The sequence below is a fragment of the Paenibacillus amylolyticus genome (assembly GCF_036894225.1).
Lineage (GTDB): Bacteria > Bacillota > Bacilli > Paenibacillales > Paenibacillaceae > Paenibacillus > Paenibacillus amylolyticus.
In genome coordinates this window covers 753607-765633 of sequence record NZ_CP145892.1, presented here as the reverse complement: position 1 = coordinate 765633, position 12027 = coordinate 753607, and the positions used below count along the sequence as shown (strand labels likewise).

Here is a 12027-nt window from a genome sequence, read left to right as displayed (position 1 = left end):
CTTTGTTTTTTATACTCGGGATATATTTAAAAATCATTCCTCAGCCTAACTTCCTTCTAATGCCCAATGTGATGTGAGGCTTGATCTAACAGTTGAATCGTACCCATGATCAGAAACAGACACGACAGAGCAATTAACGAGCCTCCAACCCATCTAGACATGATCACTCGCTCCGTAATCTGTTTTTCCGAAGCATCCGTTACCTTGTGTGGATACACGATAAACATTAGCCCTGCGCTAATGAACAGTACAGCCATTATAATCAAGTTCTTCCCCTCCTTACACGTGACTTTCCTTAGAATTTAACTTTTTCGTCGTCACGCGGGATTCTCCTCCCACCAACACCTTTTTCAGACCCATAGCCATAGTGAAAACAATATATCCAATCAAGCCGCCGAGTGTATTAAGCATCAAATCATCCACATCAAATATGCCCATACCAGTCACTAACTGTGTCACTTCATAGCCCAGACTGAGCAGCAGAGACAGCAAGATTACCTTTACTCCAGAGAATAACTTGTTGCCCGTCAACACAGGGATGAAGATGCCCAGAGGGATAAAGGCCAGTATATTGCCTACCAGATGGATTGCGGTGCCAGGACGATGTAACGACAGACTGTTCCAGTCTCGTGATATTTCCTGAAATGGTGTCAGGTTGACGGTTCGGTTATGGACCAGATCCGGTTGTTGCAAGAACGCCATCAGTCGATCCTTCACGATGCCAAAATCGACCGGGCTTCCTTTAAACAGGATCAGCTTCGTAAGTAGATATACATAGATAATGAAAACGGCAATCCAAAGGATGTAATGTTTGCTTTTCTTCTGGTTGTTGTGCTTCATGTTGTTTCGCCTCCTTTGTGTTGCCCTGTTATTTCTTTACGGTGACGATGACGCCATCCATGTTATCACCCGATATTTCAGTTTGGCCTTGCTCAGGTATGTAAACAGTTGTATCTCGGGTGGCCCGATAATAGCGGATATGATACTGCTCTTCCTCTACTTCCACAGTAATGTTCTCTTTCTCTTTAAGCATATCGAGATACTCTTCCAGCACCAGATTATTCTTATACATGACAGCGCTGTGCGGCAGCCCTACATATCGAAAGTGCCATGGTTCATACTGAATACCGGTGATGCGCACTTTATCCTTTGGGTAACGTAAAATAAATCCGTATTTCCATGCATTCTTTTCCAGCCAGGCACCCTCTGGTGCTTCATTCATCGCAGCCAAGCTCGAGCCGATATCCAGTGATAAACCAAGATTGTGCTCACTGTGTCCCGCAGGAAGCGCATAATCTGAACCCTTTTCCCGATATAACTCGTCCTGCTTTTCAAAGTCCCTGTACCCACTGCTGACGAGAAAATATCGGACTCCCTCTTCGCCTGCTGCTTCAACCATCCTCTGAAACTCCTGCGCCACCTGTCGTGATAACATGATTTTCTGATCCAGTATCCCATATCCACGAAGCAGATCATCCTCATGTGCCACATATACAATATCGGATTTAACTCCTTCCGGGTAAACGGGGTATTGCTTATCAATTAGTAACAAGTTGCCCTTATGTACCTGATCCTGAATGTTTCCGGTGACGGATACGGTATAACCTGCGGGATTTTCACGCGTATTCTGAATCTCGATGGGCAACTCATCCTTCTGCTGAATCCATCCCGGTGATTGCGTAACAATATATCCGATCAAAATAATACTTATCAAAAAGCCCCACTTTTTCATGCTTGTTCCTCCTTTTACCTCATACATCAAGGATAGACAACACAAGTTAAAGAAAAAGCAGGGCAATTTTAAAGTTTTTCTTAAATTTGACGTCAATCTTATTGGAAGACGGGTAAACGAACTTCGAATAACGTCCGTACCACGTCGCTCTGGGCCGAGATTGTACCGTCATGCTGCTCCACAATATTGCGAGCGATAAACAGGCCGAGGCCTGTCCCACCCTCCTGAGGGGTCCTGGCACGATCTCCGGTGTAATACATATCGAAGATATGTGGCAATTCCTCCGGACGAATATGTCCACCATAGTTAATCACCTGAATGATGACCTGTTCTGCATCCCGATATCCATTAATATCTACGTACATGCCATCCTTGCCATGCCGTGCAGCGTTAATTAGCAGATTCTCGAACACACGAGCCAGCAGCTCGCCATCACCGGAGACCGTAAGGTCAGTGTCTATTTTTAGTCGGGCGACTAGTTGGTTCTTTTCAAATACAGGATAGAGTTCTTCGTTCATCTGCTTCAGCAGTTCGCTAAGATCCAGCTGTGTCTTGTTTATAGGCAACATGCCATAATTCATACGGGTAATTTCGAACAAATCATCAATCAGCTTCTCCAGGCGCTGTGATTTGGTGAATGCAATCGACGTAAAGTGCCGTACCTGCTCCTCCGTTAACTGATCATCCTTCATGAGCAGATCCAAATATCCAAGCACAGACGTCAGCGGTGTTCGCAGGTCATGCGCCAGATTGACAACAAGCTGGTCCTTACTATTTTCAGCAAAATCCCCTCGTTCTACCGCTTCCCTTAGCTTCTCACTTGCCAAATTCACATCCTCCGCAATCGTACCTAACTCGTCCTTCGAGGAGATCTGCACACGATGCTGAAAGTCACCGTTGGCCAAATGCCTGATCCCTGTAGAAATGTCCTTGAAATACGTCGCGTAGGGTTTGGTAAACCAGAAGAAAAATAGAATGGCAAGTGGGATAAATAAGATCAGGAAGAAATAGATATCCCCGATACTTCTCATAAAATGACGATATTCAGCGAGCTGATCTTCTGCACGGACACCCGAATAATAGGCTTGCATAAGCTTATAAATCCCATAGGTAATTGCACCAGAGGCAAGCATGCTTAACCCTAGCAACATAATCATGGTTGTACGAAAACTTCTTCGTTTAGTCATTAAACGTGTACCCCACACCCCAGATGGTTTTGATAAACTTGTTCTTGTTCACATCTTCCCCCAGCTTTTTGCGCAGGGTCCGAATGTGGACCATCACGGTATTCCCACTCTCGTAATAGGCTTCTCCCCAGACCTGTTCAAAAATGTTTTCTGCACTGAACACCTGCTTGGGGTGGCTCGCGAGCAGATACAAAATGTCAAACTCCTTCGGTGTTAGTTCCACTGGTTTGCCGTAGAGTGTAACGCGATGTTGATCTGGCGTGATAATGAGCCCACCCTTCTCCAGAATGGACCTCTGAACAGGTGCAGACTGGCTGAATTGCAGAGAACGACGCAACTGGGAGTTAACCCGGGCAACAAGCTCCATCGGATTGAACGGTTTGGTCATATAATCGTCCGCGCCCATCACAAGTCCCGTAATTTTGTCCATATCTGACGTTTTGGCACTTAGGAAAATGATCGGTAAATGATGCTGTTCCCGAATTTTACGGGTCACCTCATACCCGTCCATGCCAGGCATCATAATGTCCAGAATCGCCAAATCTATCGCTTGGGTCTGAACAGCTTGAACCGCCGCCTTCCCATCAAAGGCCTTGATGGTGTGATATCCTTCTTTTTGTAAATGTAAAGCAACCAGATCAGCGATCTCAACTTCATCGTCTGCGATCAGAATCGTAATTCGCTTCATTGCTTATTCCACTCCTATGTGTGATGCTCAACAATATAACATATTTGAATCCAACAGATAAACCAATGAAAGGAATCCATACATATGAAACTGGAGCGTTTATTAGCCATCGTGGTGCTGCTAATCAATCGTGGACGGGTACAAGCCAAAGACTTGGCAGATATGTTCGAAGTATCGATCCGGACCATCTATCGGGACATTGATACATTGGGTCAAGCAGGTATCCCTGTAGTGACGTATCAGGGGGCAAGCGGCGGGATTGGTCTAGCAGAGGGTTACCGTCTGGATCGAAACGTATTAACAGACAAGGACCTCGCTTCCATCGTCACTGCACTACGCAGTGTATCCACTTCCCATGCTAATGCGGCGCGTGAGCTTCTGGTCGAAAAACTCAGCAGTATCGTCCCTGAATCCAAAAATGACGATTTTCAGGCTAATACCAATCGATTCATCGTGGATTATTCAACCTGGACGCATCCCGAAGCGCTGAAAATCAAGCTTGAACTTATCGAACAGGGTATGGATCAATTACGTCCCGTAACCTTTACCTACTGCAGTGCGGAAGGTATCCATACTCACCGAACTGCCGACCCTCATACCATCGTACTCAAGAAGCATTCCTGGTATCTGTATGCTTTTTGTCACGAGCGGAATCAATTTCGCATGTTCAAGCTTGTGCGCATGCAAGATGTCACACTTGCTAATGAGCACTTCGAGCGTAAAGTCATCAACCCACAGGACAGACCCTGGCAACAGGAATGGAGCCGTCCGGACAATCAAGCTAGGTTAACCTTGAAATTCCATGCTCGCGTCCGTCATATTGCGGAAGAATGGTTTGGGATCGAGAACGTCATGCCTGATGGGACTGGGTATTATATCAGCCAGGTTGCTTTTCCCGAGGATGGCTGGTTATATGGATTCATTCTGGGCTTCGGCGCGGACGTTGAAGTATTGGAACCTCAGCATATTCGGGATGAAATCTGCCGTATCGCGGAGCAAATTGTACAAAATTATATACCTCCGACTCAAACCTGACAGACAGCTGTCCAGTTCCTACCCGTATACTTCAGATATATTCAATCTGTACATATATGAGGAGGAATTAATCATGAACGTCACTGTATGTCAAAGCTGCGGCATGCCGCTCACAACCCCTGCCCAATTCGGAACGGAAGCAGATGGAAGCACAACCCGTGAGTACTGTATTTATTGTTACAAAGAGGGCAAGTTTGAGCAGCCCGGTATGTCACTAGAAGGCATGACGGAGATGTGCACTGCCATTCTGAAGGACGAAGGCATGGATGAGGAATCCGCTCGTTCGATGCTGCGTAACCAGCTTCCTTTTTTGAAACGTTGGCGCACAAATACAACGGATCAACATGCAGAATCTCTGGCCGAAAACCCTACTGTTTCCGCTAATCCTGATCAGGTAACAACAGATCATTCGTTCTCTGCCCAGCCCGTTCGTTATGTCACTCTCCCTGGAAAACGTATTGCCGGCGTATCCGCCCGCACAACCAACGCCATTGAAATCAGTGGCAAAGGTTGTATTCAGGGACTCTGGAACAATTATTTTGCCTCAGAGCACCTCCCTGCACCTGAAAGTGCTCGCTATGGTTGTTACACGGATTACACCGATGGGATAACCGGAGAATACACCATACTGGTAGGGCATGAGGTCAGTCCGAACGAATCATTGCCTGAAGGATTGGACGACATTTTACTCCCTCCTGCAACTTACGCCGTATTCACTTCCAGAAAAGGACCCATGGCAGAGGTTGTTGGCGAAGCCTGGGGAGCCGTGTGGGCATGGGACAAACAAAGCGATCGTACGTTCACCGGGGATTTTGAATTGTATGATGAACGCAGCCTGAATCCCGAAAGTGTACAAGTGGATATATACATCGCTGTTCGCCAAAGTAGATAAAGCCAACACGATACCACCTCAGACAGAATCAAAGTTTCATCGCATCCTTCTTCATATCACGCAAGCTGCCGGGTTCGCTCGGCAGTTTTTTGTTATATCCGGAACTACATTACCCCCTAAACAACCCGACCATGGTACCAAGTTAGTTAGCATGCTTTGCATCATTTAACCAGATAATATGCCTCATAAGCGGGTACCATTGACTTCCTTAAAATTGGGACTATTCACATAACAACCGATTCGATCCTCCCATATCAAACCTTTCAAATCAGGTCCTTTACTCCTGAATTTCCCTAAAAACGTTTACATCTCCTTAAAACCGGGTAAAATCACTACAATCCAATTGGAATTACGCTTTAAACTCTTTTATTTCGTCTAACAAGTCACATGTACCTATATGCGCACCTGGCATGGTAACCAGTCGAAATACATAATCCAAAAAAACGCATCAAAGGAGGAACCAAGATGATCCGCATGCCTATTCAGCAAATGATCCCGTACCATCACCAATATCCGCGCAACACGGCGACCACTGCTCCTAAAAAGGAGAATGAGAACACTCAAGGTCTATCCTTTCATGAAATTCTGCAACAAAAAATGGCGAAGAAAAATACTTCTCCTTCCCTTAGATAAAAATGGACACCGGACCGACCCTAGTCGAGTCAGGTTATCAACCGTCTTTCCGCAGCTTGGCGGAAGGGCGGTTATTGGCGTTGAGCAATAAACGACTGTACAGTTCTCAGGCATGTTTCTATAATGGTTTAAATATCTAAAAGATCCATGACATATACGAACTGTAAAAGGGGACTTAGCACATGATCACCATTGGTTGTTTTCACGCTCATTATTCTAACATCGCCTTAATTGAAGAGACGCTTGCTCCTTATGAAGTTGAATTGGTCCATTACGTCGATCCAGGTCTGGACCGTCTTAAACATGACGCTGACTTTTCCGCGGTCGTCATTCACGAGAAGGTAGCCCAGACGCTCCAATGGATCGCTGAGTGTCATGCCGATGCCATTCTGGTCACGTGTACCCTGTTTGCGACAGCATTGGAGCAGGAAGCCATACAGGTCCCTGTGCCTGTGATCGGCATAGATGATCCGTTATTGCAGGAGATGCGGCGAGTACCAGGAGATTACATAATAGCATTCACCAATCCGGCAACCGTTGAAGGAACGATGGCACGGTTGAATCGGGTATTACAGCAAGAGGATGAGAATGGGCAACTACACGTTGCCAAGACATCTCAGACGGAAGCGGTGTGCATCCCTGGGACATTTGAGTTGATTATGCGTGGAGATCAGCAAGGGTATCTCGAAGCGGTACGTGAAGGCTTACAGCAGATTGCTGAGCAGCATCCGGGTAAAACGGTAGTGGCAGCCCAGCTGTCTATGGCTCCCGCTGCTGCACAAGTTACAACGAATCGTGGTATTCAGATCCATAGCCCGCTGGCATTGCTTGCAACGTATTTGGAGAAGGATTTGGGCTTGGCTCGACAGTAGCTGCTGATTTGGAGTGAAGTAACAAGTTCTATCTGAAACTATGCAACTATGAACTCACTTACTTAGTAACACCACAAATTAACGAGGTGAACTAATATGCGATTCCTCTATATTGTTTTACTGTTTATAGTAGGTTTTTCCTGTTCCGCATTTCTATACGGAGGAGCACCAAAACTCAGTGATGCTCTTTTATTCGTTATCGCAGGAATTCTGTATAAGATATGGACCACACTTAATCACAAAGCTAATTCTGATAAAGGCTGAGTATGGTTAAGAATACATACATGACATAAAACTAAAAAAAGCCGTTCTTCTCTGCAATGACAGAGAGAAACGGCTTTATCTCTATTTCAGACTGCCCAGCTTGCGCTGTACCGGCGCCTAGGAGCGTGTCCGATATTCCTCGGCCTTTTCCTGCATCCCGGCAGCTACAGCCCCATTCTCGGACAACCCTTTGTCTGCGGCAAAGGCACGAATGTCCTGCGTAATGCGCATGCTACAGAACTTTGGTCCGCACATGGAGCAGAAATGAGCTTCCTTGGCCCCTTCTGCTGGCAGCGTCTCGTCATGGTAGGATAATGCCCGTTCCGGGTCCAGTGACAGGTTGAACTGGTCCCGCCAGCGGAACTCAAAACGTGCCTTGGACAATGCGTCATCGCGGCGTTGAGCACGCGGATGGCCTTTCGCCAGATCGGCGGCATGAGCTGCGATCTTGTAGGCGATGACCCCTTCCCGCACATCATCCTTGTTGGGCAGGCCCAAATGTTCTTTTGGCGTAACATAACAGAGCATGGACGTGCCGAACCAGCCAATCATGGCTGCCCCAATGGCGGATGTGATGTGATCATATCCTGGCGCAATGTCGGTCGTTAGCGGCCCAAGTGTGTAGAACGGTGCTTCTTTACAGATCTCCATCTGCAAGTCCACATTCTCCTTGATCTTATGCATCGGCACATGACCCGGGCCTTCGATCATCACCTGCACATCATGCTTCCATGCGATCTGCGTCAGTTCCCCAAGCGTGGCCAGTTCCGCCATCTGAGCTTCGTCATTCGCATCGTAGATACTGCCTGGACGAAGTCCATCTCCCAGTGAGAACGCCACATCATACCTTTTCATAATCTCGCAGATTTCTTCAAAATGGGTGTACAAAAAATTCTCCTGATGATGCGCAAGGCACCATGCTGCCATAATGGAACCACCCCTAGACACAATACCTGTCATTCGCTTGGCGGTCATGGGGATATAACGCAGCAGTACACCTGCATGAATCGTAAAGTAGTCCACGCCCTGCTCTGCCTGCTCAATGAGTGTGTCACGGTACAACTCCCAGGTCAGCGCTTCCGCTTCGCCATTCACCTTCTCCAGCGCCTGATACAGCGGCACCGTACCAATCGGCACAGGTGAATTGCGGATAATCCATTCCCGGGTGGTATGAATGTTTTTGCCTGTGGACAGATCCATCACCGTATCCGATCCCCATCGTACCGCCCAGGTCATCTTCTCCACCTCTTCCTCAATGGAAGAAGATACAGCAGAGTTACCTATGTTGGCATTGATCTTCACGTGAAAATGACGACCGATCAACATCGGCTCACTCTCCGGGTGATTGATGTTGGATGGCAGAATGGCCCGTCCACTCGCCAGCTCCTGTCTCACAAATTCCGGCTCCACGCCTTCACGAATGGCGGCGAATTCCATCTCAGCCGTAATGACTCCCTGTCTCGCGTAGTGCATCTGAGTCACGCAGCGTTCTGGCTGTGCCCGCAGCGGTTTGCCACGTAATCCGGGGTACTCTTCAGCGCCGGCTCTCTTCCCTCCGGGTTTCAGTCCGTTATCCTCCGGTTTAACTGTACGGCCCTGATAAGCTTCAACATCGCCGCGCTCTGTGATCCAACGTGTGCGCAGGGATGGCAGACCTGCGCGGATATCCGCATGAAATTCGGGATCGGTCATCGGGCCGCTCGTATCGTAGACACGCAGCGGTTCGTTATGCTCCACCCCTTGGGGAGTATTCGTGTCATGAAGGGCTATCTCACGCTCCGGTACAGCAATGTCCGGCCGTGAGCCCTGAATGTAGACTTTGCGGCTGCCCGGAAAGGGCTGGACCCGTCCGGCCGCTCCTGTTTCTTTTTCCACCTGCTGATCGTTATGTCCCTGCTCCGTCGCTTGTTGTCCCGTTTGATTTCCTGTACTCATGTTCGCTTGTCTCCTCCTCAGTGTTCGTCGCTTGTTTGGTTGGTTTGATCATTAGCTCGCTTACGTACCTGTCCCAAATCATGCGCAATGCAGAGAAGAAAGAGCGATCCTACACCAGACCAGGGGAGACACTTTTCATGTACAGTTAACAACAGACGGAGGCTGCCACAGATCATGGATCTATGGTGACTTCTCTCTCATCATCCAAGCCCACTTTTGCAGGTTAGTGAAAAAGAAGCCCATAGAGTCCGCACTATATCGCCCGTTCCCTGTATATAAAAAAGCCGGCCCCCGAAGGAACCGACTTTTATGTCCATCACCAATAATGCACCTTTACGCAGCTCCTTAACAGAGCCCTACAAGGGTCACATCATGTGGTGGTTTGTGGTCATATCGCCGATTACTTCCCTACGCTGGTATGATCCAGATCAGGTGCAAAGGGTCCGGAATCTCATGCGATTCCGTCTCAGTCCGGACAATTCGGACTCCCCCAGTAACGTTAATTAGTTGCAGCTTACATAAGCCGCCGTTCATATTCAATGAAGCTGGCCCCGCTGGGCCGTCCATTACAGAGTAGCGCAACCGGAACATAAAAACAACCTTTATATTCCAAATGATCAAACTCTATTGGAGAAAAAACTTACATCAACATCAGGATAACATGAGCCCCATTTGCGTAGCAGCATCCTTCAACACAGGTGCGTATTCATGCAATGTCTCCTGCGAAAGTCGGCTGACAGGTCCTGAGACCGAGAGGGCAGCTGCAATATTGCCTCTGCGATCCATAATCGGTACAGATACCGCGGCAGCTCCCGGCTCACGTTCCTCGTAACTTGTGGCATATCCGTTATCCCGGATATCTCCCATCTGCGCTAAATACACCGCGGGATCAATAAACACCGGCCATTCCGGCCCGTTCATCAGTTCTTCACGATCCTCGTCCGTGGCAAACGCCATCAGGACTTTGCTGGAAGCCCCCACAGATAGCGGGAGTCTAACACCAACGGGAGCAACTCGGCGGATCGCCTGATCACTTTGCACCGCCTGAATACGAATCCGTTCACTCCCATCACGCAGGTACAGACTCACGGTCTCCCCCAATCGATCTCTCAGTCGCTCCATCGCAGGCAACAGCAGAATAGCGGGATCATCACTGCGGGACATATGAGCTGACAGCTCCCAGATTCGGATGCCAAGTCGGTACTTCTCTGTTGCTGCATCGCGGATCACGAACCCTCGATCCTCCAGCGTAGCCATCAAACGGTGGACTGTACTTTTGTGCAGGCCGATCTGGCTGGCAATTTCGGTGAGTCCCAGATCACTGCGTGTGGTAAAACATAATAATATATCCAGCGCCCGTTCCACAGCCCGGACGGTTAACTTGCGATCTTCCATGGCATAATGCCCTCCTCATGTTTCATCACATGAAACTTGGTTACATAAATTATATGAGAAACGGTCTCATCTGTAAACCAAAAAGAGCCAAAATCAAAATAGGCCAACCTGAAAATTTTTCCTTTTTATAAGACTTAATCCCCTGTAATTTACACACTAAGGTAATGTTACCCATATATCTTAAGAACTATATAACAATTGCGTAACAAATGCCCTCAATCAATTGACTTTGACTATATTGGAACATACGATAATGATATATTACATTAAGATATCGCTCTGAAGCAGGCTCTGAAATCGACGCAATTCTCTTTACATGTCGTTGTTATCTTCAACTGAACTTCAAAGGAGGGGCATTCATGTATCAATCATCCCAGAGCGAAGCCCCGCTGCAAACAAAAGTGTCCGATCTGCCCTCTTCCCTATCACCGAGGCTGATTCGGTTCAAACATATTATCGTAGCGTTGCTGCTCTCCGTTGTATTTTTTCTACTGTTTTGTTTTATTGCACTGCATGGTTATATCGCATGGGTATTATCCAATCCAACGGTAGCGCCTGTCTTCTCCAATCCGATGCAAGCCAAGAACATGAAGTATGAAGACATCACGTTCCCGGCAGCGGATGGCAGCCGCACGATGCAGGGATGGTATATACCTGCTGACAATGCTGCAAGCAAAACGATTATTTTCAGTCACGGCTATGGTGCTAATCGTGAAGAAACATGGGTACCCATGTATGACCTGGCACATTATGCCCATCAACTTGGGTTTAACGTGGTCATGTTCGATTATGGCTTCGCCTCACAGGTGAACAAAGCTGTAGCCACAGGTGGCAAAGCTGAGTCACAGCAACTGCTCGGTGCGATCCAGTTCGCCAAGCAACGTGGTGCGCAGGAACTGGTTGTCTGGGGCTTCTCGATGGGTGCCGGTACAGCGTTACAAACCGGACTGATTACGAAGGAAGTGGATGCAATGATTCTGGACAGTGCGTTCCTGCTGGAGCCAGATACGCTGTACCACAACATTCACAACCAGATCGATCTGCCACGTCAGCCTACACTGGAGATCATGAAACTGTTGTTCCCTGTTCTGAATGGTACCGGATTACAACAGATTCCATACCAGGAAGTGAAAAAGGAAGATTATCCGTTCCCGATTTTCTTCATCCATGGTACAGAGGACGAGAAGGCGCCTTATCCAATTGCGGAGCAACTCGCCGCCAACCAGACCAATCCGTACTCGGATGTATGGATTGTCCAGGATGCGCATCATGAGTTGATCTTCCGGGAGCATCCAAAGGAATATCTGCGCCGTGTCTCAACTTTCCTGAGTCATGTAACGAAAACAAGCAGTGACGATGTGCAAAACACGAATAATGGAGAATAACCAAATTTC

At 47.8% G+C, this 12027-nt stretch carries 12 protein-coding genes and 1 riboswitch; of the genes, 5 read left to right on the top strand and 7 right to left on the bottom strand.

All coding sequences use genetic code 11. From position 1 onward, the window contains the following. Positions 1-56: 56 nt before the first annotated feature. From V6668_RS03570 to V6668_RS03550, 5 genes are all read right to left on the bottom strand, one after another. The gene (locus tag V6668_RS03570) at positions 57-266 is read right to left on the bottom strand and encodes a hypothetical protein (RefSeq protein ID WP_338707720.1); all 210 of its coding nucleotides are present in this window, start codon (positions 264-266) and stop codon (positions 57-59) included. Between the two features lie 13 nt (positions 267-279). Further along, positions 280-840, bottom strand: coding sequence for a VanZ family protein (locus V6668_RS03565; RefSeq protein ID WP_338707719.1), 561 nt, complete (start codon positions 838-840; stop codon positions 280-282). Positions 841-868: 28 nt separating this feature from the next. Continuing rightward, on the bottom strand, positions 869-1732 hold the full coding sequence (locus V6668_RS03560; RefSeq protein WP_036614118.1) for a D-Ala-D-Ala carboxypeptidase VanY: 864 nt from the start codon (positions 1730-1732) through the stop codon (positions 869-871). A 98-nt stretch (positions 1733-1830) separates the two neighbouring features. Next, positions 1831-2919 (bottom strand): HAMP domain-containing sensor histidine kinase, encoded by a 1089-nt coding sequence (locus tag V6668_RS03555; RefSeq protein WP_036614119.1) that lies wholly within the window; start codon positions 2917-2919, stop codon positions 1831-1833. Beyond that, complete coding sequence (locus V6668_RS03550; RefSeq protein WP_036614121.1) at positions 2912-3607, bottom strand: response regulator transcription factor; 696 nt, start codon at positions 3605-3607, stop codon at positions 2912-2914. Before V6668_RS03550 ends, V6668_RS03555 begins: the two co-directional genes overlap by 8 nt. 84 nt (positions 3608-3691) lie before the next feature. Between V6668_RS03550 and V6668_RS03545 the strand changes: the two genes are divergently transcribed. The 4 genes from V6668_RS03545 (at position 3692) to V6668_RS03530 (ending at position 7039) form a co-directional block, all read left to right on the top strand. Next, complete coding sequence (locus tag V6668_RS03545) at positions 3692-4642, top strand: helix-turn-helix transcriptional regulator (RefSeq protein ID WP_036614123.1); 951 nt, start codon at positions 3692-3694, stop codon at positions 4640-4642. 73 nt (positions 4643-4715) lie between these two features. Further along, positions 4716-5534 (top strand): zinc ribbon domain-containing protein, encoded by an 819-nt coding sequence (locus V6668_RS03540; RefSeq protein WP_036614125.1) that lies wholly within the window; start codon positions 4716-4718, stop codon positions 5532-5534. Positions 5535-5999: 465 nt separating this feature from the next. After that, entirely contained in the window at positions 6000-6167 is a 168-nt protein-coding gene (locus V6668_RS03535) for a hypothetical protein (protein ID WP_155985120.1), read from the top strand. 182 nt (positions 6168-6349) lie between these two features. Next, complete coding sequence (locus tag V6668_RS03530) at positions 6350-7039, top strand: hypothetical protein (protein ID WP_036614127.1); 690 nt, start codon at positions 6350-6352, stop codon at positions 7037-7039. A gap of 381 nt (positions 7040-7420) precedes the next feature. Here the strand turns inward: V6668_RS03530 and thiC are convergent, their stop codons facing one another. Further along, positions 7421-9238 (bottom strand): phosphomethylpyrimidine synthase ThiC, encoded by a 1818-nt coding sequence (gene thiC / locus V6668_RS03525; protein ID WP_338707718.1) that lies wholly within the window; start codon positions 9236-9238, stop codon positions 7421-7423. Positions 9239-9626: 388 nt separating this feature from the next. Further along, positions 9627-9740: riboswitch (TPP riboswitch) on the bottom strand. Positions 9741-9889: 149 nt separating this feature from the next. Continuing rightward, positions 9890-10633: an IclR family transcriptional regulator gene (locus V6668_RS03520; protein WP_017690772.1), complete on the bottom strand. Its 744-nt coding sequence runs from the start codon at positions 10631-10633 to the stop codon at positions 9890-9892. 359 nt (positions 10634-10992) lie between these two features. On the opposite strand from V6668_RS03520, the gene V6668_RS03515 reads away from it, so the two are divergent. Further along, complete coding sequence (locus V6668_RS03515) at positions 10993-12018, top strand: alpha/beta hydrolase (RefSeq protein WP_036614129.1); 1026 nt, start codon at positions 10993-10995, stop codon at positions 12016-12018. Positions 12019-12027 lie beyond the last annotated feature (9 nt).

Excerpts from the sequence above, each read along its gene's own strand:
- V6668_RS03565 (WP_338707719.1), bottom strand. The coding sequence starts at position 840 with ATGAAGCACAACAACCAGAAGAAAAGCAAACATTACATCCTTTGGATT.
- V6668_RS03560 (WP_036614118.1), bottom strand. The coding sequence starts at position 1,732 with ATGAAAAAGTGGGGCTTTTTGATAAGTATTATTTTGATCGGATATATT.
- V6668_RS03555 (WP_036614119.1), bottom strand. The coding sequence starts at position 2,919 with ATGACTAAACGAAGAAGTTTTCGTACAACCATGATTATGTTGCTAGGG.
- V6668_RS03550 (WP_036614121.1), bottom strand. The coding sequence starts at position 3,607 with ATGAAGCGAATTACGATTCTGATCGCAGACGATGAAGTTGAGATCGCT.
- V6668_RS03545 (WP_036614123.1), top strand. The coding sequence starts at position 3,692 with ATGAAACTGGAGCGTTTATTAGCCATCGTGGTGCTGCTAATCAATCGT.
- V6668_RS03540 (WP_036614125.1), top strand. The coding sequence starts at position 4,716 with ATGAACGTCACTGTATGTCAAAGCTGCGGCATGCCGCTCACAACCCCT.
- V6668_RS03535 (WP_155985120.1), top strand. The coding sequence starts at position 6,000 with ATGATCCGCATGCCTATTCAGCAAATGATCCCGTACCATCACCAATAT.
- V6668_RS03530 (WP_036614127.1), top strand. The coding sequence starts at position 6,350 with ATGATCACCATTGGTTGTTTTCACGCTCATTATTCTAACATCGCCTTA.
- thiC (WP_338707718.1), bottom strand. The coding sequence starts at position 9,238 with ATGAGTACAGGAAATCAAACGGGACAACAAGCGACGGAGCAGGGACAT.
- V6668_RS03520 (WP_017690772.1), bottom strand. The coding sequence starts at position 10,633 with ATGGAAGATCGCAAGTTAACCGTCCGGGCTGTGGAACGGGCGCTGGAT.
- V6668_RS03515 (WP_036614129.1), top strand. The coding sequence starts at position 10,993 with ATGTATCAATCATCCCAGAGCGAAGCCCCGCTGCAAACAAAAGTGTCC.